At 68.5% G+C, this 24,491-nt stretch carries 22 protein-coding genes; 8 read left to right on the top strand and 14 right to left on the bottom strand.

From position 1 onward, the window contains the following. Window positions 1–49: 49 nt before the first annotated feature. The 4 genes from C8K38_RS12280 to C8K38_RS12290 all read right to left on the bottom strand — a co-directional run bounded on the left by C8K38_RS12280 (window position 50) and on the right by C8K38_RS12290 (window position 3,497). Window positions 50–685, bottom strand: coding sequence for a pyridoxamine 5'-phosphate oxidase family protein (locus tag C8K38_RS12280; RefSeq protein ID WP_097211727.1), 636 nt, complete (start codon window positions 683–685; stop codon window positions 50–52). Window positions 686–763: 78 nt separating this feature from the next. Next, window positions 764–1,207: a hypothetical protein gene (locus tag C8K38_RS27635; RefSeq protein ID WP_257017468.1), complete on the bottom strand. Its 444-nt coding sequence runs from the start codon at window positions 1,205–1,207 to the stop codon at window positions 764–766. Then, the gene (locus tag C8K38_RS27640) at window positions 1,168–1,800 is read right to left on the bottom strand and encodes an alpha/beta fold hydrolase (RefSeq protein ID WP_257017469.1); all 633 of its coding nucleotides are present in this window, start codon (window positions 1,798–1,800) and stop codon (window positions 1,168–1,170) included. The genes C8K38_RS27635 and C8K38_RS27640 overlap by 40 nt, the downstream gene beginning before the upstream one ends. An 11-nt stretch (window positions 1,801–1,811) precedes the next feature. Further along, window positions 1,812–3,497, bottom strand: coding sequence for an alpha/beta hydrolase (locus tag C8K38_RS12290; RefSeq protein ID WP_257017474.1), 1,686 nt, complete (start codon window positions 3,495–3,497; stop codon window positions 1,812–1,814). A 341-nt stretch (window positions 3,498–3,838) separates the two neighbouring features. Here C8K38_RS12290 and C8K38_RS12295 point away from each other — a divergent pair, with 341 nt between their 5' ends. The 3 genes from C8K38_RS12295 to C8K38_RS12305 all read left to right on the top strand — a co-directional run bounded on the left by C8K38_RS12295 (window position 3,839) and on the right by C8K38_RS12305 (window position 7,491). Continuing rightward, window positions 3,839–5,401, top strand: coding sequence for a hypothetical protein (locus tag C8K38_RS12295; RefSeq protein ID WP_257017475.1), 1,563 nt, complete (start codon window positions 3,839–3,841; stop codon window positions 5,399–5,401). Between the two features lie 54 nt (window positions 5,402–5,455). Continuing rightward, entirely contained in the window at window positions 5,456–6,001 is a 546-nt protein-coding gene (locus C8K38_RS12300) for a TetR/AcrR family transcriptional regulator (protein WP_136911111.1), read from the top strand. Between the two features lie 113 nt (window positions 6,002–6,114). After that, entirely contained in the window at window positions 6,115–7,491 is a 1,377-nt protein-coding gene (locus tag C8K38_RS12305; protein ID WP_097211730.1) for a flavin monoamine oxidase family protein, read from the top strand. Between the two features lie 96 nt (window positions 7,492–7,587). Here C8K38_RS12305 and C8K38_RS12310 read toward each other — a convergent pair whose 3' ends face one another. The 4 genes from C8K38_RS12310 to C8K38_RS12325 form a co-directional block, all read right to left on the bottom strand. Continuing rightward, the gene (locus C8K38_RS12310) at window positions 7,588–9,213 is read right to left on the bottom strand and encodes an AMP-dependent synthetase/ligase (protein WP_097211731.1); all 1,626 of its coding nucleotides are present in this window, start codon (window positions 9,211–9,213) and stop codon (window positions 7,588–7,590) included. Window positions 9,214–9,280: 67 nt separating this feature from the next. Continuing rightward, a complete protein-coding gene (locus tag C8K38_RS12315) occupies window positions 9,281–10,798 on the bottom strand; it encodes a flavin-containing monooxygenase (protein WP_097211732.1) in 1,518 nt (505 codons plus the stop codon). Then, window positions 10,795–12,021 (bottom strand): serine hydrolase domain-containing protein, encoded by a 1,227-nt coding sequence (locus C8K38_RS12320; RefSeq protein WP_097211733.1) that lies wholly within the window; start codon window positions 12,019–12,021, stop codon window positions 10,795–10,797. Before C8K38_RS12320 ends, C8K38_RS12315 begins: the two co-directional genes overlap by 4 nt. 38 nt (window positions 12,022–12,059) lie before the next feature. Beyond that, window positions 12,060–12,833: an SDR family NAD(P)-dependent oxidoreductase gene (locus tag C8K38_RS12325; protein ID WP_097211734.1), complete on the bottom strand. Its 774-nt coding sequence runs from the start codon at window positions 12,831–12,833 to the stop codon at window positions 12,060–12,062. 165 nt (window positions 12,834–12,998) lie between these two features. On the opposite strand from C8K38_RS12325, the gene C8K38_RS12330 reads away from it, so the two are divergent. From C8K38_RS12330 to C8K38_RS12340, 3 genes are all read left to right on the top strand, one after another. Beyond that, window positions 12,999–13,916 carry a crotonase/enoyl-CoA hydratase family protein gene (locus C8K38_RS12330; RefSeq protein WP_257017476.1) on the top strand — a complete coding sequence of 306 codons (918 nt, stop codon included), beginning with the start codon at window positions 12,999–13,001 and terminating at the stop codon, window positions 13,914–13,916. Next, complete coding sequence (locus tag C8K38_RS12335) at window positions 13,900–14,517, top strand: TetR/AcrR family transcriptional regulator (protein WP_097211736.1); 618 nt, start codon at window positions 13,900–13,902, stop codon at window positions 14,515–14,517. The genes C8K38_RS12330 and C8K38_RS12335 overlap by 17 nt, the downstream gene beginning before the upstream one ends. Window positions 14,518–14,663: 146 nt before the next feature. Continuing rightward, window positions 14,664–15,266, top strand: coding sequence for a TetR/AcrR family transcriptional regulator (locus tag C8K38_RS12340; protein WP_097211737.1), 603 nt, complete (start codon window positions 14,664–14,666; stop codon window positions 15,264–15,266). On the opposite strand, the gene C8K38_RS12345 is transcribed toward C8K38_RS12340, so the two are convergent. From C8K38_RS12345 to C8K38_RS12370, 6 genes are read right to left on the bottom strand one after another with little or no spacing between them, the layout of a single operon-like run. After that, on the bottom strand, window positions 15,240–16,061 hold the full coding sequence (locus C8K38_RS12345) for an SMP-30/gluconolactonase/LRE family protein (protein ID WP_179800544.1): 822 nt from the start codon (window positions 16,059–16,061) through the stop codon (window positions 15,240–15,242). The genes C8K38_RS12340 and C8K38_RS12345 overlap by 27 nt on opposite strands. A 1-nt stretch (window position 16,062) precedes the next feature. After that, window positions 16,063–18,306, bottom strand: coding sequence for an acyl-CoA dehydrogenase (locus C8K38_RS12350; protein WP_097211739.1), 2,244 nt, complete (start codon window positions 18,304–18,306; stop codon window positions 16,063–16,065). Window positions 18,307–18,335: 29 nt separating this feature from the next. Next, on the bottom strand, window positions 18,336–19,292 hold the full coding sequence (locus C8K38_RS12355; RefSeq protein ID WP_097211815.1) for an SDR family NAD(P)-dependent oxidoreductase: 957 nt from the start codon (window positions 19,290–19,292) through the stop codon (window positions 18,336–18,338). Beyond that, window positions 19,289–20,098: an enoyl-CoA hydratase/isomerase family protein gene (locus C8K38_RS12360; protein WP_097211740.1), complete on the bottom strand. Its 810-nt coding sequence runs from the start codon at window positions 20,096–20,098 to the stop codon at window positions 19,289–19,291. Before C8K38_RS12360 ends, C8K38_RS12355 begins: the two co-directional genes overlap by 4 nt. Then, window positions 20,095–21,111 (bottom strand): TIGR03617 family F420-dependent LLM class oxidoreductase, encoded by a 1,017-nt coding sequence (locus C8K38_RS12365; RefSeq protein WP_097211741.1) that lies wholly within the window; start codon window positions 21,109–21,111, stop codon window positions 20,095–20,097. Before C8K38_RS12365 ends, C8K38_RS12360 begins: the two co-directional genes overlap by 4 nt. Beyond that, window positions 21,108–21,725, bottom strand: a complete 618-nt coding sequence (locus C8K38_RS12370; protein ID WP_257017470.1) for a TetR/AcrR family transcriptional regulator — start codon at window positions 21,723–21,725, stop codon at window positions 21,108–21,110. The genes C8K38_RS12365 and C8K38_RS12370 overlap by 4 nt, the downstream gene beginning before the upstream one ends. Window positions 21,726–21,851: 126 nt before the next feature. On the opposite strand from C8K38_RS12370, the gene C8K38_RS12375 reads away from it, so the two are divergent. Together C8K38_RS12375 and C8K38_RS12380 are read left to right on the top strand one after the other, a co-directional pair. Then, entirely contained in the window at window positions 21,852–23,282 is a 1,431-nt protein-coding gene (locus C8K38_RS12375; RefSeq protein ID WP_097211743.1) for an aldehyde dehydrogenase family protein, read from the top strand. A 62-nt stretch (window positions 23,283–23,344) separates the two neighbouring features. After that, on the top strand, window positions 23,345–24,481 hold the full coding sequence (locus C8K38_RS12380) for a thiolase family protein (RefSeq protein WP_097211744.1): 1,137 nt from the start codon (window positions 23,345–23,347) through the stop codon (window positions 24,479–24,481). Window positions 24,482–24,491 lie beyond the last annotated feature (10 nt).

Genomic DNA, 24,491 nt, shown 5'->3' on the forward strand with positions numbered 1-24,491 from the left:
TGTCATATAGACAGCATGCTGTCACTAGGGGTTTGGCCGATGGAGGTCGTCACACCCTCACCGCGGTGACCAGTCGGCGCACGGATTCCGGTTCCGGGACGCCCTCCCGCACCCACGGTGCGGGTTCCGGCTCACCGGCCACGGTCCGCAGCGGGACCACGCCCGCCCAGTCGCCGGAGGCAGCCGACGGCGCGGGCGGTGGCGCGTCGCGCACCTTGACCGTCCAGCAGCCCGGCTCGATCGGCAGGGCGATCGCCAGGGTCGCCGCGAGCTCCTTCTTCGTGTGGGTGCGCACCTCCGAGCTCCGGCCGGGGATCAGCGCATCGGACAACAAGTCGAGGGCATCCACCGCACCGTCCCCGCTGAACGCGGTCAGGCGGCCCCGCACGACGGCCGACCGATAGTTGGCCGTGGAGTCGAACAGGGTGTCCGCCACCACGATCCCGTCGAGCATCGTCACCGAGAACGCCACTGGCGCGCCGGCCGCGACGTGCCGCAGGGCGCCGGCACCCGTCGACCCGTGCAGCACGATGCGGTCACCGCCGCGGGCGTAGAGCATGGGCACCACCCACGGCAGTCCGTCCACCACGGTCGAGAGGGTGCCCACCGCAGCGGCGTCCAGCACCGCGTCGAGATCGGATCGGTCACTTCTGGCGAGGTCGGCGTATCTCCTGATCTGCTCCATGCACCGAATCGTGCCCACTTTCCGGAATCGCCGACAGGCCCAGAATCACTCAAATCAACAAGACCACAATTCGCCGGCTCAGGGCGCCTTGACGTGGTCGTCGAGGAAACGCTCCGTCAGCGCGGCGATCGTCGCCGCCTGAACGTGGAACAGATAGTGATGGCCGTCGAGGATCGCGACCTGCTGGATCGACGGATTGCTGATCGCCGCGCGGTGTGAGGGCCCCCACTCCGGTTCCGCCTCGAGCGAGGAGGCAGCCAAAATCGACAGGACCGGCAACGTCGGCGGGAACACGGCCCCCTCGACCGCTCGCACGTTCTCCGGCTCGCGGGCGACCTCGTCCAGCATCGTCGGGTTCAACACCCAGGAGTACGCCCCCAGGTACCGGTCCTGCTGGTCCGGGGTGTACTCGGCGGCATCGCCGAGACTCTGACGATAGTCGGCCACCAGGCCCAGGTAATCGGTGCGCTTGTCCAGGGCGATCAGGTCGCGGATGCCGCCGACAGAGGTGACTTTGGACATCCAGCCCGGCCAGTCGGTTCGCCCTTGGCGCCGTCCGAGGTGTAGCGCTCGTCGTCCAAGCCCACAACGGCGGCAACCTCGTCCGGCCGGTGCGTGGCCCACCACGTCGCATACAGACCCGAGATCGAATGGGGCATCAGGACATAAGGACCGTTCAGCCCCAGACCGCGCAGCGCGGCCCGCGTCTCGGTCACGATCGCCTCACTGGTGCGGGGGGCGTCGGTGCCGTCACTGAGGCCCAGCCCGAAGTACTCGACGGTGACGACCGTGTTCTTCTCCGCCAGGCGACGAGCCAGCGGGGCGAAGCCGAGGATGGGTTCCGGCGTGCCCAGTCCGGGCATCATGACGATGGTGCGCGGTCCCGATCCCTGGACCGCGACGCTCATCCGGCGCCCGTCCACCTCGACATAGCGGTGATCGGCACCAATCGCTTCCTCGATGGCCGCCTTGTCGCGCGGTGTCTGCCACCGATGGAAGCCGGCCGAGACCGCAACGGCGAGGACGGCCAGAGCGACGACGCCGGCGATCACCCGACCGACAACACGGAGGACGCGGCGCGGCCGCGATCGCTTCGACGTCTCGCTGTTCACCATGGCCTCCAGGCTCAATTGGGTTTGCAGGTTTGGTCTTTCCTCGGCAGTTCACCGGCCGTCAGGTAGCGGACGGCGATGTCCGTGGCGCACGAGCTGGTTCCCGGAACGCCGCCGGGGAGCCCGAACGGAGTCCGCTGGGGCAGGACGAGGTGGGCGGCTTTGCCCTCCACTGTGACCAGTCGCGAACCGGCGACCAGGTCGCGGAGGGCGCGCGCGCCGCCGGCCGGTGTGACGGCGTCACGCTCGTTGGTGATCAGCAGCATGCCCGGCACCTCGCCCCACTCCGACTGCGAATCCGCCCGCCCAGGAAACGGCCACTGCGCGCACACGGCGGAGAACCCCATCCCGAGGTACGTCAGCGGCGCCTGCTCGGCCGCCCACTGCTGCTCCGCGAGGACGGCATTGGTGTCGTGGCTCCATTCCGCGGCATTGCAGTTGTAGGCCGTCCACCAGCCCTGCCGCGGGGCGCCGGAGAGAACGGCACCCAGCTCGCGGTCGATCAGCGGCGAGAGCTGGAACTGGGAGACCATCGCGACGACCGCCTGGACCGACGCGGGTGACGAACCCCCTTGCACCGCCGCGCGAATCGTCAGAAGTTTCGACAGCACGGCCTCGTTGGCGGCGTTCCCGACGCCGAACAGGATGGGGTTCAGGTCGTTCGAGGTGAACGCCTGACCCCCGGGAAGCCGGATGGGCCGGGCGGCGAGGTCGGCGCGGAGCGTCGTGATCGATGCCAGTACCCGCTCCGCGTTGTCCCCGAGGACGGTTCCGCGGGTCGCGGCCCAGGGCGCGAACTCGGTCTCGACGGCCTGCTGCCGGGCCCGATACCGTTCTTGCAGAACCGCGTTCGGGCTCCTGAGCGGATCGACGACGGAATCGAGCACCCATCGGTCGACGTGGCCGGGGAAGGTCCGCGCCAGCTCTCGCCCGAGCGCGGTCCCCTGCGACACCCCGAGGTAGCTCCACTTGTCCGCGCGCAGGAGCTCCCGCACCAGGTCGAGGTCACGCACCGTCTGCCAGTAGGTGACGTAGGGTGCCGTCGACGCGCCATCCGGGGTCGTGGCCGCCCCGGCGAGGCATCGCTCGGTCCACCGCCGGGCGTCGTCCAGCTGACGGGCCACGGAGGGCGCCGAGAAGTCGAGGATGTCGTAGCCCTCCCGCGGCCCGGTCCCGAGGAGGCCCGGATCCCCGGAAACGGCCGGATCGCAGGACTGCGCCGTCGACGACGTGGATGTTCCCCGCGCGTCGAAACCGACGAGGTCGAACGATTCCCGGAGCTTCGGCATTCCGCCGGAGAAGCTGTGCGGATCGAGGAGGGTACCGGCGCCCGAACCGCCGGTGCTGGTCAGCAGCGGTGTGGTCGCACTGCCTGTACCGGGAAGCCTCGAGATCCAGAACGTCGCCTCGCGCCCGTCGGCGGGATGCGCCCAGTCGAGCGGGGTGCGGATGCGTGCGCAGTCGAGACCGGGCAGTACGGCCGATCGGGCCGCCGCGTAGCCGCCGCCGGCCAGCGCGTGGTCGAGGAGGTCCGACGGACACGGACGCCAGCGGAGCTCCTGTTCGGCAAACCCAGGAGGGACACCCACCTCCGAGACCGGCGCCGCGGTGGCAGTGACGCTCCCCGCGAACCCGATGAGCAACGCGGACCCCGCCGCGACGACGACACGCGATCGCCGGGCCCGTCCCCCAAGGACCATGCGCACTGCAACCCCTCCCCTTGTAGCGAAGTCGGCCGCGTCGGCCCACTTCGCTTCCGCCGCGACCATTTCCCCCTGTCCGCGCCTCTTCCCATTGGAACATGCCACAGTCACCTCGTCGGCTTGGGGATGTGGAGCAGGGATCATCACCGAGGATTGGGCCGGAGGTCTGGTCGAGCGAGGCCGTCGACCTGGGACATGTAACAAACCATCAATGGCAGTTGATGTTTCATGTCGTGAGCATTCCTACCTATCTCGACGATGCCCCCCGATCGCGAGTTCGCACCGCCGTCGTGTGCTCGATTGCGGTTGTGGCGCTGACCGCGTCGGTGCCTGCCGCGATGGCCGCGCCCGCATCGAGCGCACCCGCCGACTGCGTCCCGTTCGGCACCGCGCAGGTACCGCCCGGCCTGCCATCATTCGGAGCCAGGGACGGGTTGGCGGGGCTGCCGGAGTTCGCGGGGTCGGGCGCGCCGGCGAGCGTCGAACTGCGCACCCAGACAACTCAGTTCAACAAGTTCTGGGACTACGCGCTGGCCGGAAATGCGTTGCTGACCCGGCCCCGGTCGTGGAACGGCGCCAATCCCGAGCCGTGGCGATACGCGCCGCTGCCGACGTGCCTGCGCGATCGCCTGGTCGGGATCTCGGTGGACGACGACGAGCTGATCGCGGTCGACGAGGACGGGTGGATCTACACCATGGACAACGCCTCGCAGGCTCCGCTCTTCTGGAACTGGACCTCGTCGTTCGGGGCGCCGCTGTGGCTGGGCAAGGGCAAGCGGCTTCCGGGCGGGGATCCCGGCGCCTGGGCGCTGAGCGTCGGATCACCCTGGGACAACCAGACCTACGCGGACGTCGCCGGCCGGATCCACTACTTCGGGCTCGCGAAGATGACGATGGTGCCCACGCTGACCGGGGACGGCAGCCGCATCACGTACGCCGACCCGTGGTTGCCCGACGACGACAGCTACGAGATCGGCGGCCCCGTCGGCGGGCGCTTCCAATCGATCGCGCTGTCTTCCTCGGCTTCAACCACTTTCGTGATGAACAAGTACGGCGACATGTACACCCGCAACTACGACATCGACGGTACCGGCGGAGACTCGGTGTTCTTCCGATACAGCTGGGATGACGAGAGCGGCAAACCCACCGCCCCGAACTCGGCGTTCGAGTCGTGGTTCCACCACTTCGCGGCGATCCAGCTACCCGCACAGGACTGGGTGCACCAGCCCAAGATCCCCGGCGAGATCACCTCGGCCATCAGCGTGCACTCCACCGGCGTGGGTCCGGACCGTCGTGAGCTGCGAGTCGCCGGACGCCAGGACGGCAGGTCCGGCTTCTGGCACAAAGACCTGAATGCGCCGGCCTGGTCGTTCGCGGCCACCGGCGCGCCCCTGCCCGGAACCCCGTTGAAGAATCCGCCGTCGGACCGGTCGTCGGACACCCTGGCACCGCCCGCGCCGTGGAATCTGTCGGCGCAGCTGCCCGCGCGCGACACCCTGATCGACGCCGAGCTGCTCGTCGAGGCGCAGGTTCCGTACTCGATCCTCGATCCGCGCCTGCTCGACGAGGCCGGCTTGCACGCCGGTCCCTCGGCCTACCGGCTGTCCGTCGAGCATTTCGATCCGGCCGCGACCACCCGGCCCGCCACGGTCACCGCCCCCGACGGGAAGACGATCCCGGTGCTTCTACACACCGCGGACGGCCTGCGCTTGGGGCCGCGCGGTACCGGCCTCGACGATCAGCCGAGGCATCTGGTCGGCGCGATCGAGGTACCCCGCGCCGCCTACGACGCGCGTGGCGCAGACCCGACCCTCGACGCGTTCGTGCGGGACTGGTCGCGGGGCAAGCGCGTGGCGCCCATCACCCTCAGCGCCACCGATCACGACCTGGTCGTGCGGTAGCCACACGCGCAAGCGAGCACGGGAGCGGAGACGATCCCCAACTACGATGATCGCGTGTCAACGATGAGAGAGACCATCCTGGCCGCCGCGACCCCCGTTCTGGCACGCGACAGGGGCGCATCCATGCAGTCGATCGCACAGGCAGCCGGGATCAGCCGCACCTCATTGACGCGATTGTTTCCGACTCGCGAGACACTCGTCACCGCATTGGCCGACCGCATTCATGCCAGGGCGGCCGAGGCACTCGACGCCGCCGAACTCGGCACAGCGGACTTCCAGACCGCACTGACCGCACTGACGAACAACTTTCTGCCGCTGGCCCAGATCTGGGGAGTCCTGTCCCTGGAACCGCATCTCCTGAGCCAGCCGGCACTGGTCGCGCGGGCCGAGGACCTGATGAACCGTCTCGACGAGTTCTTCGCCCGCGGCCAGCGCGAGGGCCACATCCGCCCCGAACTGCCGCCGCAGTGGTTGTCCTTCACCCTCTTCGGGCTGGCGGAGACCGCCTGGTACCTGGTCCTCGACGAGCAAATGGGCTCCCGGCAGGCACCCGATTTCCTCCTCTCGATGATCCTGCACGGGGCAGCCAAGCGCGACTGAGTTCTCGAGGATCGTTGGGCGCCCGGCACTTCAGGCAGCGCGATATCTGGTACATCGATGTACCATAAGGGCCTTAGTTGTACCGCCTCAGAGGGTCCAAGGAAGGAACCACCATGAGTCCGAACCGACGGTCCGTGCTTATCGGAGCCGCGATCCTCGCAACCACATCGGCCGCAGGCTTCGGGCGCCGCAGCGCCAACGCATCGACGCCGGGCACCGGTTCTGTGCTGGTGATCGGAGCCGGCATCGCGGGGCTCACCGCAGCACGCGACCTCGCCCGAGATGGACGCCGGGTGACAGTGCTCGAAGCGCGCGACCGCATGGGAGGTCGATTGTGGACCGATCGCAATTGGCGAGACATGCCGCTGGACCTGGGCGCCTCCTGGATCCATGGCATCGACGGCAACCCCGTCACCGAGCTGCGCGACGAGTTCAAGCTCCCCACCGTGGTGCTCAATCAGAACGTCATCACCACCTACAGCGGCGGCGACCACCTGACCGCGGCCGAGATGGCGGAGCACGAAGCCGACGCAGCGGCGGCCCTGGCCGCAATACAGGTGCTGTCCGCGCTCCCACGGTTCGCGAACACCTCCTTCGCCGCCGCGATCGACCTGGTGCTGACGCAGCTGCGCCTGACCGGCATCCGTGCCGACCGCGTCCGAAACACCGTCCACCACTTCATCCAGGACTCTTTCGGCGCCGACCCCGAACAGGTCCCGCTGTGGGTCGGCCAGCACCACGTGAGCCACGGCGGCGATCAGGTGGTCTTTCCCCGCGGCTACGACGAGATCCCGACCCGGCTCGCCGAGGGCCTGGACGTGCGATTGGGTCATGTCGTCGATCGGATCGCCCACGACACCACCGGGGTTCGGGTGCACACCGACCACGGTGTCTTCCATGCCGATCACGTGGTCGTCACCCTGCCGCTGGGGGTGCTGAAGACCGATGCCGTCACCTTCGATCCGCCGTTGCCAGCGAAGAAACAGGAGGCGATCCGACGCCTCGGCATGGGCGTCTACAACAAGCTGTATCTACGCTTCGACACCCAGTTCTGGGATGACGCCGAGCTCATCGCCCAATTCGGCGTGCCGAACGATCCGATGGCCGCATGGTTTCCGCTACAAAGCGTCACCGGGGTGCCCGTGATCGCCGCGCTGCGCGGCGGGTCGGTCGCGCGCCGCATCGAAACCCTCGACGACACTGCCACCGTCGCCGAGGGGATGCTCGCCCTGCGCGCCATGTACGGCGAGAGTGTGCCCGAACCCCGCGACTATCGGATCACTCGCTGGTCGTCCGACCCCTACGCCCGCGGCTCCTACTCCTACCCCGGCATCGACTCCACCCCCGACGACCGGGACATCGTCGCCGAACCGGTTGGCAACCGAGTCTTCTTCGCCGGTGAGGCCACGCACGCCACCGAATCCTCCACGGTCCATGGCGCGCTTCTCTCCGGCCGGCGCGAGGCCGACCTCATCCGCCGAATCGGATGACCGTGTACGGCCGAGGCGCGCACCCTGGCTGACTCCGTATTCGAAGCACGACCCGTGGTGAACCCGCCCCGGTCCGATCCGGGGCGGGGCGGGGCGCTACGCGTACAGGGCGTCGAACACGTCGCCGTACTTCTCGTGCACGGCACGCCTCTTGATCTTCAGGCTCGCGGTGAGTTCGCCGCCTTCCGGGGTCCATTCCGTCGGAAGCACCCGATAGCGCTTGACCTGTTCCACCCGAGCGAGGTCCTCGTTGGCGAGATCGACCGCGCGGTCGATCTCCGCGATCACATCGGGATGTGTGGCGAGCTCAGCCGGTGTGGCGAAGGCGATGTCACGCGAGGTCGCCCACGCCGCAGCCGCTTCCTGGTCGAGAACGATGAGTGCGACCAGGTACGGCCGGCGGTCGCCGTAGGCCAGCGACTGACCGACCAGGGGGTGCTTGGTCAGCAGCGCCTCCACCGCGGCGGGCGCGATGTTCTTCCCGCCCGCGGTGATGATCAGGTCCTTCTTGCGGTCGACGATGTAGAGATGCCCGTCCTCGTCGATTCGTCCTACGTCGCCCGAGTGCATCCAGCCGTCGTCGTCGGTGACGGAGACGAGTGATCCGTCCTCCTGGAGGTAGCCCGGTGACACGATCGGACCGCGCACGAGGATCTCGCCGTCCTCCAGCAGCTTGATCTCGGTGCCCGGGATAGGGATACCGACCGAACCGAACCGGAAATCCTCCGCGCTGGTGGAGGTGACCACACCGGTCGCTTCGGTCATCCCCCACGCCTCGACGATCGAGACTCCCAGCGACCGGAAGTACTCCTGCACAGCGACCGAAAGCGGAGCAGCCGAACTGCAGGCCCACAGGACCTCGTCGAGTCCGACGTCCGCGGCAGACGAACCCGGCCGCGAACGCAGCGCCCCGGCGAGCTTCTCCCAGATTCGGGGGACACCGAAGAAGCTGGTCGGGCGAGTCCGGACGAGCTGCTCCACCAGCCGACTCGGATCGGGGCAGAAGGTCACGTGGCCTGCCTTGTGAACGATCATGTAGACCGACACCATGCGCTCGGCGATGTGCGCGAGGGGCAGGTAGCAGACGCTGCGGAAGTGTTCGGGCGTGGGCGCCGCCGCGTCCCTCGCCTCCGCATTGGCGATCACGTTGCGGTGCGTCAGCAACACCCCCTTGGGCACGCCGGTCGTCCCAGAGGTGTAAATCAGCGTCACCGGATCGTCCTCGGTGATCTCCCGCCAGACAGCCTCGAACGCCTCGAGGTCCGTCCCCTCCGTCACCACGTCGGACCACCTGACGAAGCGCTCGTCGCCGGCCACACACGCCTCCGGATCGAGCACGACGACGTGCTCGAGCTCGGGGAGTTGGTCGAGCACCGGGAGCCAGCGTTCGACCTCGTCAGCTCCCTCTAGCACCGCCACACGCGCCCGGCTGTGATTCGCCACGTAGGCGATCTGGGAGGACGGCATGGTGCCGTAGACCGTGGCCGGAAGGGCACCGAGGTGCACCGCCGCCTGGTCCGTCAACCAGTGCTCCGGGCGGCTCGACATCATGATCGCGACGCGATCGCCCTTCCGGACACCGAGCCGGGACAGGCCCAGCGCGATCCGGGCGATGCTCAACTGGGCTTCGCCCCAGGTGAGCGTCACTCCGTCATGGGTGAGCGCCGGCTTGTCGTGGAACAGGTCGGCATTGCGTTGGAACAGTTCGGGAATGGTCGTCATTGCGGGGCCTTTCTGAGATGAGTGAGGAGTCCGCTGGGATTCGGAACGAGTGCGTGCACCGTGCGGCTCAGCCGGTGGTGACGGACGGTTGTGAGACGGTGGCCCTGGCGTGCCGCAGATAGTCGGAACGCCGCACGAAGCGGGTGCGCAGCCAGTACGACAACGTCGATCTGGGCCACAGCAGCGTGTTGCGCCCGGTGGCGGGATCCTGGTACCAGCTCTTGCATCCACCGGCCTGCCACACGGTCGAGGAGAGCCGCCCCTGCAGGAACTGGTTGAAGCGATCCTGGGCGTCGCGCCGGACCTCGATCACGCCGCCGCGGCCCGCGTATCGCATGCACTTGGCCATGTACTCGGCCTGTGCCTCGATCATGAAGACCTGAGAGTTGTGCCCGAGGCCCGTGTTCGGGCCGCACAGCAGGAAGAGGTTCGGGAAGCCCGCCACGGTCGTTCCCAGGTACGCCTCCGGACCCGACTCCCACTGCGAACCGAGGGCCACGCCGTCGCGGCCCCGGATCGGCACCCGGCTGAGGCTGTTCTGCGCATCGAAGCCGGTGCCGAAGATGAGGACGTCGGCGTCGTATTCGGTTCCGTCCGTGGCGACCACGGACTGCGCACGGACCTCCTCGACGCCTGCGGTGACGACGTCGACGTGCGGCTTGGCGAGGGCCGGGTAGTAGTCGCTGGAGATGAGCAGTCGCTTGCAGCCGATCTCGTAGTCGGGGGTGAGCTTTGCCCTCAGCTCGGGATCACGGATCTGCTTCTTCAAATGGCTCGAGGCCAGGGCCTTCGTGGGCCCCATCTTCGAGGTATCCGAGACGAATCCCTTGGCCCGCTTCTCGTGGATCCAGAACAGACGCGCGCGGCGATTCCATCGCTTGATCGGGTTGCGGCGCATCTCTTCCCGTTCGTCCTCGCTGAACGCTCGATTGACCTTGGGAACGATCCACGGGGCGGTCCGCTGGAAGAGCGCGAGCGTGGCGGTCCGGTCGACGATGGCGGGAACGAACTGGATCGCGCTCGCGCCGGTGCCGACGACGGCCACTCGCTTGCCGTCGAGGTCGCACGAGTGATCCCAGTGCGCGGAATGAAACACCGGTCCCTGGAAGTTCTCGATGCCGGGCAGCTTCGGGTAGGAGGCGTGGTGCAGGACCCCCATCGCGGAAACCAGGAATCGTGCCCGGAAGACCGAGCCGTCCGCCGTGTCGACCCGCCAGGACCCGTCCTGCTCGTCCCAGTCGGCACCGGTGACCTTGGTGCCGAAGCGAATACGCTCGGTGATACGAAGTTCCGCGCTGGTGTCGCGGAGGTACTCCAGGATCTCCTGTTGCGGCGCGAAGAGGTGGCGCCAGTCCGGGTTCTGCCGGAAGGAGAACGAGTAGAGCGGCGAGGGGATGTCGCACGCGCACCCCGGGTAGGTGTTCTCGCGCCACGTCCCGCCGACATCATCGCCCTGCTCGAGGAGCAGGTAGTCGAGACCACCCGCGCGGGAGATCATCGCGGCCGCCGCGAGTCCGGAGAACCCGGCTCCGAGGATGAGCACGTCTGTCCGTGTCGAATCGTCTTGTTCGTTGGAGGAAGTCATCGTTGATCCTGTTCGAGTTGCGGCGCTCGTCGCGCCGGCGGCGGCGGGACGGTCTGGCCGAGTGAGCGGTAGATGGCATCTACGAGGGCCCGTCCGCGCTCGTTGAGCAGCGTCCCCTGGCCCTGCTTGTTCATGGTGTAGCCGACGCTGAGGCCGAGCTCGGGGTCGGCGAACCCGATCGAGCCGCCCGATCCACAGTGGCCGAACGCCTGGCTCCCGATTCGCATGCTGTGGCCGTCGCCGAGCTCCGCGCGGTTGTCCATCGACAGCATGAATCCGCCACGGAACCTGGTTCGCATCAGCAGTGTCGCGTCCAAGCCGTCGGACACCGGCATCGAGTGCGCCGGAGCCGATTCGAGACGTCCGAGACCTCCCACGACGGGATCGAGAAGGGCGTTCGCGTACATCTGCGCGAGGCCTCTCCCGTTGGTGACACCGTTGGCCGCGGGAATCTCCGCCGCCCGGCCGGCGCGGGTGTTCACCCCCTTGCGAGCCCAGTCCCCCGAGTTGAACACAAAGAGGTTCGGGATCGAACCGCGCTGGTGAAGGGCGGCATCGAGGAACGGTGTGGTGGTGACCTCGCCGGTGATCCCCTTGACGATCGGAGCGATACGCGGCTCGATCTCCTGCGGCAGTCCGATCCAGAAGTCGAGTCCCTGCGGACCAGCGATCTCCGCCGCGAAGAACCCGCCGATCGACGAGCCGGTGACGCGGCGAACCACCTCACCGAGCACAAACCCGAAGGTCACCGGGTGGTAACCGTGCCGCTTGCCCGGCCGCCAGAACGGCGCCTGGTCCGCGATCCGGCCGACCATGTACTCCCAGTCCTCGAGCATGCCGGATCCGAGCGGCTCGCTGAGCACGGGAATCCCCGCCGAGTGATCGAGCAACATTCCTATCGTGATGTCGCCCTTGCCGTTCGCGGCGAACTGCGGCCACACCTGTGCCACCGGCAGGTCCTCGCGAATCTCGCCGGACGCGATCAACAGCTGGATACACAGCGCGACGGCAGCCTTGGTGCACGAGAACACGACACCGACCGTGTCCCGTTCCCATTGCCGCCCCGTCTCGGGATCGGCGACACCGCCCCACAGGTCCACGACCGGCCTGCCGTCGACCAGGACGCACAGGGAGGCACCCACCTCGCCGCGATCGGTGAAGTTCCGCTCGAACTCCTCCGCCGCCGCGGCGAACGCGGGGTCGACCACGCCACGGTATTCCATTGCGACAGCTCCTTTCACGAGCTCGGGGGAACCTCAGGTCAGCGGTAGAGGCCCTGGGTGTTGATCCCCGCGCCGCCGTCGACCCGCAGCGACTGGCCGGTGATGGCGCCGGCTCCCGTCGACATGAGGAACAACACCGACGCCACCACCTCGTCCACCCCGACAAGGCGCTTCATCGCGACGTTCTGCAGCACTCGATCACGGGTGCTGTCCGGCATCGAGAGAACCTTGGGGGTCGCGACCAGCCCGGGGACGATCGCGTTGACCCGGATACCGGAGTCGGCCCATTCAGCGGCGAGCGTCCGGACCAGCCCGAGCACTCCCGCCTTGGCGGCCCCGTACGACACCTGCCCGGGCAGGCCGTCGAGGGCCCCCGTCGAGGAGAAGAGGACCAGGTTCGCGCAGTTGCTCTCGGCCAGGGCTGCGTAGGCGGCCTGTGCGGTCCAGAACTGGGACAACAGATTTGATTCGATATCCCGGCGGAAGGTATCCGCGGAGAACGACTTGGCGCGGTGCACGGTTGCGACGCTGGCGGCGGCGCCGATGAGGCAGTCCAGCCCCCCGAGCAGTGACACCGCCCGTTCGACCGCGGCCGCCGCGGCCGACTCGTCCGCGAGGTCGGCCTCGAGGAGCGGGATCGCCGCTACTCCATCCGGCAGCGTGGTGCCGGGGCGGTCGATCCCGACGACCTCACATCCGAGCGCCGCCAGGGCCGCGACAAGCGCTGCTCCGATCCCTCCAGCCGCACCCGTGACGATGACCTTCATCCCGGGGCCCGGGGCCGTTGCGGGACTGACCGATGACAACTCCATGGCGGATGACCGCCTTCCTATCCACGTCAATCGACTGGATGATGTTTGCGCCCAAAGACATTGGGTCGATCAATCGATCGACCGCTCGAATGCGGATCAAGTTACCCACGTCACCCCGAGTCCGTCAATGGGGTAGACAACCGCGTCGATCCAAAGCTAAAGTGAATTCACTTTACCAATGAGAGGTGGAAAATGTACGAGACTTTGATCTACTCCGTCGCAGGCCCCGTGGCCACGATCACCTTCAACCGCCCCGATCGACTGAACACCATCGTTCCGCCGATGCCCGACGAGTTCCAGGACGCCATGACGAAGGCGACCCGCGACACCGAGGTCAAGGTGATCGTCGTTCGCGGCGCCGGCCGATCCTTCTGTGCCGGATACGATTTCAGCGGCGGATTCAGCCACTGGGGCGATCAGATGAACACCGACGGGAAGTGGGACGCCGGCAAGGACTTCGTGATGGCGACCGCGCCCTCGGAAGCCCCGACCCAGAAGTTCATGAGCATGTGGCGAAGCCCCAAGCCGGTGATCGCCCAGATCCACGGCTGGTGTCTCGGCGGCGGCAGCGAGATGGCGCTCGGCGCCGACATCGTCATCGCCTCCGAGGATGCCCGGATCGGCACGCCGTACGCGCGGATGTGGGGCTGCCACCTCTCCGGCATGTGGATCTACCGTCTCGGGCTGGCGAAGGCCAAGGAGTACGCTCTCACCGGCAAGCCCGTCTCGGGTGTGGAGGCGGCGGAGATCGGACTCATCAACAAGGCGGTGCCGTTTGCGGAACTCGAAGCCGAGGTGGCACGGCAGGCCGAGCAGCTCGCCAGCATTCCTGTCTCCCAGCTCTCCGCGATGAAGCTCATCGTGAACCAGGCGTATGAGAACATGGGACTGGCCAGCACCCAGATGCTCGGACCGATCCTCGACGGGCTGATGCGAAACACCCCCGAGGCATTGGAATTCATCGAACTGGCCGACAAGCAGGGCGTCTCCGCCATGGTGGCCGTGCGGGACGCGCCGTTCGGCGACTACAGCACCGCACCCAAGGAAGAGCAGCCGGACCCGAACAATGTCATCGTCCCCTGACAAAGCTTCCCCCCACGCGCTGACGGCCAGGGGCGGAGCCACCCGGCTGCGCCTCATCGAGGCCGCCCGCGCGGAACTGCTGGAGACGGGCGGGGCCCTGGAGGTGGCGAAGGTCGCGGCACGCGCCGAGGCATCTCCAGGGCTGCTGTACCGATACTTCGGCGCCAAGGACGGCCTGGTCGCCGCCGTTGTCCACGCCTTCTACGACGCCTATGACGACGCGGTCTTCGCCGTCACGGTGTCCGAGGATCTGGGCTGGATCGAGCGGGAGCGGTTGCGCCTGTCCAGGGAGATCGACTTCCTGCGCGAGGATCCGCTCGCCCCGATCATCGTGGGCAGGCGGCTGCGCGAGCCGTCCGCTTCGCAGGCCGACGCCGAACGCCTCGCGACCCAGATCGACATGGCCGCGCGCAATATCGTGCACGCGCAACGGAGCGGCGAGGTCGATCCCACCGTCGATGCGCGACTTGCCGCGGCCGCGTTCCTCGGCGCGTTCCGCGAGCTCATGGCTGAGGCCATGAGCCGGGAGGTCACCCCCTCCCGACAGGAGCTGTTGGACACGATCTGGCGTCTCGGCACCAGCGTCATCCCGGGCACCTGACGCACCGTCGACGCACTGTGGAAGGGGGCGACCGGGAGGATCCTCGATCGCCCGCCGGGCGCCGACCGGTTCCGGGCGCCGGTTGTCCTGCTAGATTTCCCTGCAAGACGCCTGGAACCGGGTGGTGGTTCACGTCGGAGGTGGAAGTGGCGAGAAACCTTGGTCTCGAGGTCGGTGTCGACGTGGCCGAGCAGATCAGAGTCGAAGCGGCGCGACTCTTCCACCAACGCGGCTACGGCATGACCGCGATCCGCGAGATCGCCGAGGCCGCCGGGATCTCGTCGTCGACGATGTACCACCACTATCGGAACAAACAGGATGTGCTGTTCGCGATATCCCGGCAGTTCATGATCGACTTCAACGACGCGCTCCTCCCGGTGCTGAACGACTCGACGCGCCCGCCCCGGGACCGCCTGGACGACGCGATCGGCCTCCACCTGAAGATCAGCAGCGAGAGGCACACCGAGCTGCTCAGTATCCGGGGCAACCGCGGCGCCCTCTCCCCCGTCCAACTGGACACGATCGTGGGCCTGCAGGCCACCTACCAGCGGGCCATTCGCGACGTCGTCGCCGCCATCCAGGGCCCTAAGGCCACCCGCGGCGATGTCGCGATCACCACCCTGGCGCTGATGGATCTGATCAACGGGGTGTGCCAGTGGTTCGAACCCTCCGGACGCCTGTCGATCGACGAGATCGCAGACCACTACCGGCACCTCGCACGGTCATTGGTGATCGGCGCAGCCCCCTAGCCTGAGGACCGCCCCCGCCCCGGCCGCGGTGACGTAGAACTCCCCCGAACCCGTAGGACCACAGCAGATGTTGGTGGGCATACTGCCCGCGGGCAGACGGTGGCTCGCCTCGAGCGCACCCCCGGGACCGACGATGTCGATGCGGTCGCCGCTGGTGGTCGCGACCCAGAGTCGACCGGCACCGTCGATGGCGAGACCGTCCGGATGCCCGTCGGTCACCGTGTACACGTTCGCCCGATCGATGGTATGTCCCTGTGTCACATCATATTTCGACACCTGTCCGCTGACGGTCTCGGTGAGGTAGAGCCGGTCACCGTCAAAGGCGATCCCGTTGACGAAGACCGGGCCCTCGAGTTGCAGTTCGGCTTCGCCGCTGTCGATGTCGACGGCCCAGACGCGACCCGGCAGAGCCCTCTCCAGACGTGAGAAGTCGACCTGTTCCCGCGAGTCGGTGACCCACAACCGCCCGTCCGGCCCGAAGGCCAGGTCGTTCGGCGCGCCCATCCCCCTCGCGAGGTACGACACCTCGCCGTCGCGGATGACCTGGATACCCGGTTCCGCCGCGGCATGCGCCGCCCAGATACCACCGTTCTGGGCGACATAGAACTCACCGTCGGGACCGAGCGCGAGGCCGTTCGGGCCTCCCCCGACCCGGTGCTCGGCCACGACCGAGCCGTCCCGTTCGAGGACGATGACCGAGCCCCGACTCATGGACACCACGGCCATCCGGTTGTCGGGCAGGCAGATCGGGCCCTCGGTGAAACCGAGGCCATCCGCGAGCAGCGTGACGTTCATGTCAGCGCGGCAGGCCGAGCACGCGCTGGGCGATGACGTTGAGCTGGATCTCGATGGTTCCGCCACCGAACATGACGGCCGGGACTCCCAGGTAGTCACGGACATACGGCTCTTCCGGGCTGCCCACACAGCCGAGCGGTCCGAGCAGGGCGACCACCGCGCGGGAACCATCGCGCTGGGCGATGGCGTGGAACACCTTCTGCACGCTGTTCAGGGACCCAGTGGTGTCCTCCGATCCGTGGAGTCGCTGCAGCACGCTCCGCAGGTTCAGCGCCGCCACCGACAGCTCGCGGGCGGTGTTGCGGCCGAGGACACGCATGGCCTCGTCCCGGGTGCTCCCGTACTCGTCGCGGTCGAGCAGCCGACGAACCATGTTCGCCGATCCGTGGCCCAGCTTGGCCGATCCCATCTTCAGGCGCTCGTTCGACAGCGTGGTGACCGCAAGCCGCCAGCCGTCGCCCGGGCCGGCGACGACGCCGTCATCCGGCACGAACACCTCGTCGAGGAAGACCTCGTTGAACTCCCAGATCCCGGTCACCTGGCGAAGCGGCCGCACGTCGACGCCGGGAGCGTGCATGTCGATGAGGAAGTAGGTCAGACCGGCGTGCTTCGGCACGTCCGCGTCGGTTCGCGCCAGGCACACTCCCCAATCCGCCTCCTGCGCCTGGGAGTTCCACACCTTCTGTCCGGTGAGCACCCAGCCGCCGTCCACCTTGCGGGCACGGGTGGACAGGCCGGCGAGATCCGATCCCGCACCGGGCTCGGAGAACAACTGGCACCAGATGAGTTCCCCACGCAGGGTGGCCGGGACGAACCGCTTCTGCTGCTCCTCGCTGCCGTGCGCGACCAGGGTGGGCAGCACCCACTCGGCAATTCCCATGTCGGGCTGGGTGAGCCCGCGCCGGGCGAACTCGTCGCCGATCACCGCCTGCTCCACCGGTCCGGCGTCGAGCCCGTAGGGCTGCGGGTAGTGCGGCGCGGTCAGACCCTCCGCCGCCAGCCGGGCGCGACGGGATCCACCCCGGGCCGGGGCCCATCCCTCCGACGGGATCTCGTCGTCGGGAAGCGCCAGCACCTCGTCCAACGCACGCCCGACGCGCTCCCGCAACTCCGGCAGCGAATCCCCGTCGATGAACGAGAAGTCGCGTTCGGTGTGCAGGGCCGCATCTCCCAGTCGCGCCGCCCAGATATCCTGCGCGCCAACCGCGGAGGCGATGCTGATGGCACGGCGCCAGTACAGGTGCGCGTCATGCTCCCAGGTGAACCCGATCCCGCCGAGCAGGCTGATGCAGTCCAGCGCCTGGTCGACACCGGCAGGGACCGCGGTGAGCGCCGCCTGCGCCGCCGCGAGCCGCTGCTGATCGGCGCTCGCATCGGCTGCACGGGCCGCGTCCCACGCGGCGGCGCAGGCCACCTGGGACCGCACCAGCATCAGCGCCGCCTTGTGCTGGACCGCCTGGAAGCTGCCGACCGGGCGTCCGAACTGGTGGCGGGTGCGCACATAGTCCACGGCGGTCTCCACACACCACGCGGCGATCCCGCTGGCCTCGGCCCCCAGCAGCGAGGTGACGACAACGTCGACCCGGTCCGCATCGAGTCCGGACAACGCCCGCTCGTGAGGAATCCGGTGACCGGCGAGTTCGAGCCGGCCCACCGAGCGCGTCAGGTCGAGCGCCTCGCAGGGCGCCACCTTCGCGGTGGTCGCGGCCTCGTCGAGATCCGCCCGCTCGAGCCAGAACCACAGGTTCCCGCCGGAGGTGCCCTCGAGTGCGGCACGCACCAGCACCCGCTCGGCGCCCGGCAGCCCGATGGTGGGATCGGAGGTCCCCTCGACCGCCCAACCGCCGGCCACCGGCTGTGCGGTCAGCCGGCTACCGGTGACGAGCGCGCCGGTGGCGCCGCCGGCGAATGCAGCGAGCAGATCGTCGGCGCCGTTCGAGGCCGTCGCCGCCACGGCGCTCGTCAGGACCGTGGGCAGGTACGGGCCGGGGAACATCGCCTTCCCGAGCTGCTCGACCACGACCGCCAGCACCGGCAGCCCGCAGTCCGAACCGCCAACGGCCTCCGGCAGGTGCATGTTGTGCAGGCCCTGCCGCACCACCGCATCCCACATCGAGGCGGGGCAGGTACCGGCGGAGAGGGCGTCGAACTGGGTGCGGGTGGCGGCAATCGGCGCCGTCCGGCGGGCGAAGGCCGCGACGGAGTCCGCGAGCGCCCGCTGATCCTCGTTGATCGATAGTGACATGTGTCCTCCTGGAACGAAGTTCGGGTGGGTTAGGGCTGCCGCGCGCTGGGGGCGGTCAGCTCGTCCGACAATTCCCACAGGGCAGCGGCGGTGGCGGGATCGGTGGCGTGGTCTGCGGCCGCACCGACCACGCAGTCCGCGAGGTAGGCACCGCCCACCGAGTCGAGCTCGGGCGCGGTGGCTCCCCATACCGACGTCGCCGCGGCGGCGGGGACGGACTTGAGGTTCGTCAGCGCGTTCGGCGAGCCCGCCGACATGCGCTTCATCTCGGCCATGTCGCCGGAGGACATGTGGCGCGCGAGGCCGGTGGCGCACACACCCGGATGAACCGCGAACGCGTGCACACCCTGACCGCCGACCCGTCGCTCGAGCTCGACGGTCATCAGTACGTTCGCGGCCTTGGACTGCGCGTAGGCGACGAACTTGTCGTAGGTCCGGCTCTCGAAGTTCGGATCGACGAGATCGACGGGGTGTGCCCGATGCGCGTCCGAGGACACCGTGATCACCCGTGCTGGCACACCGGATCGATCGGCGGCGGCCGACAACGAGGGCAGCAGCGCCGTGGTGAGCGTGAAGTGGCCGAGATGGTTGGTGCCGAACTGGAGCTCGAACCCGTCGCGGGTGCGTTCGAACGGGGTGTACATCACCCCGGCGTTGTTGATCAGGATGTCGACCGCCAGCCGGCGCTCGGACACCCGATCGACCAGGGCACGAACGCTTTCCAGGTCGGCGAGGTCGAGTCCGAACACTTCCGGTTCCGACGAGGGATGCGCCTGACGTATCCGTGTCGCCACCGATCCTGCCGCGGCGGTGTCGCGGGCGGTGAGGACGACGTGCGCGCCCGCTCCGGCCAGCGCCCGGGCGGTCTCGGCGCCCAGACCGCTCGTCACCCCTGTGACTAGCACGGTGCGTCCGTTCAGGTCGACGCCGTCGAGGACCTCGTCCGTGGTGCTCGCGCTGCCGAGGGTTGCCCCCTGCTGTGTCATTCCGGCGAGACCTCCTCCCAGTCCGTGGACAGCCGCGAGGTCCACCGGGGGTCGCGCCGGTCGAGGTACGCGCGAACTCCCTCGGCCGCATCGGGTTTGCCCATCACTCGCAGATGCAGGTCCGTCTCGAGTATCGCAACCTTCTCCGGGCCGTACCCGTGCCGAGCGGTCTGCCACAGCAGTCGTTTGGACAGCGCGACCGAGATCGGCGCGGTGTTCACCGCGATGTCGCGAGCCACCTCAAGAGCGGCGGGAAGCACCTCGCCGGACGGCAGGCACCGGCTCGCCAGCCCCAGCCGGACAGCCTCGGCGCCGTCGAAGGTGCGGCCCGTCAACAGAACGTCTGCCGCGGCCGCCATGCCGGCGAAATGCGGAACGGTCCAATGGGACATCGCGTCTGGCAGCACCCCGCGGCGGACCTGCGGGATCGCGTACTTGGCGTCCTCGGCGACGATCCGGATGTCGGCCTGCATCGCGAGCGTGAACCCGATTCCGATGGCATGCCCGTTCACCGCGGCGATCACCGGTTTACGCAGATCGAAGGCCGGTGGATTGACCGGCGAGGCGGTGAACTCGGCAGCGGGAGCGTCGAAGGTGTCGGCGCCACCGGCGAGATCCGCGCCTGCGCAGAACGCGGGGGGCGCACCGGTGAGCACGATGACCCGGATCGAATCGTCCTCGTCGAGGGTCCGATATGCCTCGCCCAGTGCGCGGCCCATGGCGCTGGTGAAGGCGTTGCGCCGGTCGGGCCGGTCGAGGGTCACCACCGCGACTCCCCCATCCGTCCGCACGGACACCCCGCTCACGGCCGCGCCGTCTGAATGGCCGAGATCAATTCGGCGACATGCTTATTCGATACCGGATAGCCGGGGAAGTAGCAGCACACCCGGTCCGCGTGGTCGCCGAACCGGGCGACGATCTCCGCCGCGCACTGCTCGGGGGTCCCGTGCACCGCGAGCGTGGTCATCATGGTGGTGTCGATCAACTCCGTCATCGCGGCGACCTCGCCGCGCTTGGAGAGCACGTTGAGTTCCGGCTGCACGTCGGCCCAGCCCTCCACCTCCAGCACCGGCCGGTACGCCGGGGTCGAGCCGTAGAACGCGAGCAGGCGCCGCACGCCCCGCGCCGCCGCGTCCAGCTCGTCCGGGGTGCGGCCGGTTCCCACGATGATCTGCGGGTAGATCGCGAGGTCCGATCGTGAACGTCCGCCGAGTTCGAGGCCCTCCTCGATCGAAGGCAGGGTCCGTTCCCGGAAGTGCCTGGCGCTGTTGAACGGCATGACGAGCAGTCCGTCCGCGACTTCCGCAGCCGCCCGCGTCATCAACGGGCCCAACGCCCCGAGACAGATCTCCGGAGGCCCATACGGATTGGGCCCGGGGTTGAAGGTCGGGGGCATGAGGGTATGGGTGGTGAACTCGCCCTGGAACTTGAGCGGGGCACCGCCCTCCCACGCGGCGAAGATTGCCTTGATCGCGAGCACCATCTCGCGCATGCGGGCGGCAGGTTTCGACCACTCGGTACCGTACCGGCGCTCGATGTGCGGCCGGATCTGTGAGCCCAGGCCCAGCCGGAACCGCCCGCGGCTCAGGGTCTGCAGATCGTTGGCGGTGTGGGCCAGGTGCATCGGGCTGCGGGGCAGCGCGATGGCCACGTTCGTCATCAGATCGGCCTCGACCACACCCGACGCCGCGATCAGCGGGACGAACACATCGTGGGCCCCTTCGAAGGTGAACAGCCCGTCCGCACCCAGCGCGACGAGCTCACGCGCCCGCGCGGCCGCGTCCTCGGGCCTGCCGTCCAACTGCACGTCGACCTTCATCGGTTCACCGCCGTGACGTCCGACGCCTCGGTCGCGTGCGCGGCCAGCACGTACAGCGAGCCGGCGAGCGCGTCGACGAAGTCCTCCTCGTCCTCCACTCCCCGGGTGAGCCCGCGCATCGTCGTGGTGCCCGAGAGCAGGTCGAACAGGAACATCGCATTCACCCCGGCGGCGATCTCCCCCCGGGCGACGGCGCCGTCCAGCAGCTCCTGGAAGGCCTTGCGCACCGGCGCCCCGATCGCCAGCAGGCGCTGGCGCGCCTCTTGGGTCTGGGAGTCGGCAAGCAGGCCCGGCACGCCGGCACGCGCGGCGGGCCGCGCGGCACGAATCAGAAAGATCCGCACCCAGGTCGCGAGGTCCGTTCGCAGGTCACCCGACTCATCGGGCAGCGGGTGACCCCCGGTCCCGTGCACGGCCTCCTCGATCAACGCCTCGCGCGTGGGCCACCGCCGATAGATGGCTGGGGTGTTGACGCCTGCCATCCGCGCAATCGCGGCGACCGTCGTCTGCTGGTAGCCGACCTCGGACAGGAGGCGGCGGGTCGCGACAAGCGTCGCCTCGTCCTTGCTCAGATCGCGGGGACGCCCGGCACGGGGCGGAGTCTCATGCTTCACTATTACATAGTAACTCGTTACGTTAGTGTCCGCGGCACCTTCCCCCTCGAGGAGTCGTGACATGAGAAGAATCCGGCCGACCCTCGATTCCGCCCCGTCCGTGGTGGTTGCACCCAGGAGAAGACGTTGAACTACGAACTCGCGGATACCGCCCACACCGTGCGAACGCTCGACATTCCGAGGCTCGACCCGCGGCCGTCGAGTAAATCGCTGAGCAGCCTCAACCCCGCCACCCTCGGACAGATCGGTACCGTCGCGATCACCACTGCCACCCAGGTCGACGGCATGGTCGCGCGGGCACACGGCGCATTCGCCGCCTGGCGGACCGACCGCGAGGCCCGACGGAGGTTTCTCACCGACTGCGCACGCGAGCTCTATCGCTCCGCCGGCACGCTCGCGCCCCTCTTGACCATGGAACAGGGCAAACCGCTCGACGAATCCGACGGCGAGATCCGGTTGGCGGCGAAGTGTCTGGCCGAGGCCGCCCATGCCGATTGGGACGATGACGCCCCGGCACACACCTACGACGAACGCTCCGCAGTCGTAGAACACCGCCCGGTCGGGGTGGTCGCCGTCCTCGTCCCCTGGGACCTACCGATCCTCCGCATGGCCGCGAAGATCGGTCCCGCCCTCGTGACCGGCAACACCGTCGTCGTCGAGCCGCCGTGCACGGTCGCGCTGTCCGTCGCGCGTGCCGTCGACATCCTCAAAGCCGTACTCCCGGAGGGAGTGCTCGACATCGCGGTCGGTACCCGCGAGGCCCACAGCCCGCTGGTCGCCCATCCTAAGATCCGCCGGATCGCCTACGTCGGCTCCCGAGGGGGCGCGCGGACGATCATCAGCCACGCGGCCCGGTTCCTCACCCCTGTAGCGGCGACCACGGCCTGCGGCGGGACCGCACTGCTCCTCCCGGACGCCGACGTCGAGAACGCGGCGACCGCGCTGGCCGAATACGCCTTCACCAATTCGGGGCAGACCCGCTGTGCCCCCAAGTCCGCCTACGTACCCACCGACATCGTCGACGACTTCTGCGAAGCGTTCGCCGGAGCGATGCGAACGCTCACCGTCGGCGATGGAATGGACCCGGAGACCACGGTCGGCCCGCAGCACAGTGCGCACCAGCTGTCCATCGCCGAAGACCTACTCCGCCAATCCATCACGGCCGGATCGGCGCTCGTCGCAGGCGGTGGTCGGGGCACCGACCTGCCCGGCTATTTCCTGGAGCCGACCCTGCTGCGGGACACCGACGGTTCGACCGACTTCGAGGACGCGGGGAAAGCCGGCCCCGTGTTCACCGTCATCGGGTACGACGACATCGACCGGATCGTCGACCGCATCAACGAGCACTCCCGTGTTCTCAGCGTGTCGGTGTGGGGAGCCGACCTCGACCGGACAGACCAGGTGGCCGAACGCGTCGACGCCGAATCCGTATCGGTCAACCGGCACGACACCACCGAGGCCCCAGCACCGCTCGAGTCGGCCACGGTCACCGAATTCGGCATGCGCGGTGGCCGCGCCGTCGACGAGTTCCTCCATTCCCGCGTGATCACACACTGACGAAACTCGCCGTCCACTCAGCACACCGCCACAGATCCCCAGACACGAGAGAAGGAACAACCATGCATGACGCCGTCATCGTCGACGCCGTTCGAACACCCATCGGGAAGCGAGGTGGGTCCCTGTCCGGCGTGCACCCGGCCGACCTCTCCGCACACGTCCTGGCGGCCCTCACCGGCCGCGTTGGCATCGATCCCACCGAGATCGACGATGTGATCTGGGGATGCGTCGTCCAGGCCGCTGAGCAGGCGGGCAACATCGCGCGCACCGCGGCACTGGCGGCCGGCTGGCCCGAGTCCATCCCCGGCACCACCGTCAACCGCGCCTGCGGCTCGAGCCAGCAGGCGTTGAGCTTCGCGGCGGCATCCGTGATCGCCGGGCACGCGGACTTCATCGTCGCCGGTGGCGTCGAATCCATGAGCCGGGTGCCGATGGGCAGCGCGGCCAAGGAGGGGAGCTCGGCCACGCCGCCGAGCGTGCAGGAGCGCTACGGCATCGAGAGCTTCAGCCAGGGACTCGGCGCCGAGATGATGGCCGAGCGCTGGAACCTCGACCGCCGTAGCCTCGACGAGTACTCGCTTCGCTCGCACGAGCTCACCGCCCAGGCCATCGAGACCGGCGCCTTCGACTCGCAGCTCGCGCCGATCGACGGCCTGCTCGCCGTCGACGAGGGCGTCCGCCGCGGCGGCTCGCTCGAGAAGCTCGCGACGCTGAAGACGCCGTTCAAGGAGGACGGGGTCATCCACGCGGGCAACGCATCACAGATCTCCGACGGGGCGGCGGCGCTGCTCGTCACCACCAGCAAGATCGCCGCGGACCGCGGCCTCGACCCCATCGCCCGGATCCACACCGTCGCGGTCACCGGCGACGACCCGGTGATGATGCTCAGCGGCCCGATCTCCGCCACCGCGAAGGCTCTCTCCCGCTCGGGCCTGTCCATCGAGGACATCGGCGCGTTCGAGGTGAACGAGGCCTTCGCCCCTGTACCGCTCGCGTGGTTGGCCGAGACCGGTGCGGACGAGAAGCGCCTGAATCCGCTCGGTGGCGCCATCGCCGTCGGGCACCCGCTCGGCGGCTCCGGCGCGATTCTCATGACCCGGCTCGTGCACCACATGCGCGACAACGGAATCCGCTACGGACTCCAGACCATGTGTGAGGCCGGCGGCATGGCAAACGCGACCATCGTCGAACTCCTCTGACCTCGAAAGG

This window comes from Rhodococcus sp. OK611 (genome assembly GCF_003050885.1).
In the GTDB taxonomy this organism is placed as follows: Bacteria; Actinomycetota; Actinomycetes; order Mycobacteriales; family Mycobacteriaceae; genus Rhodococcus_G; species Rhodococcus_G oryzae.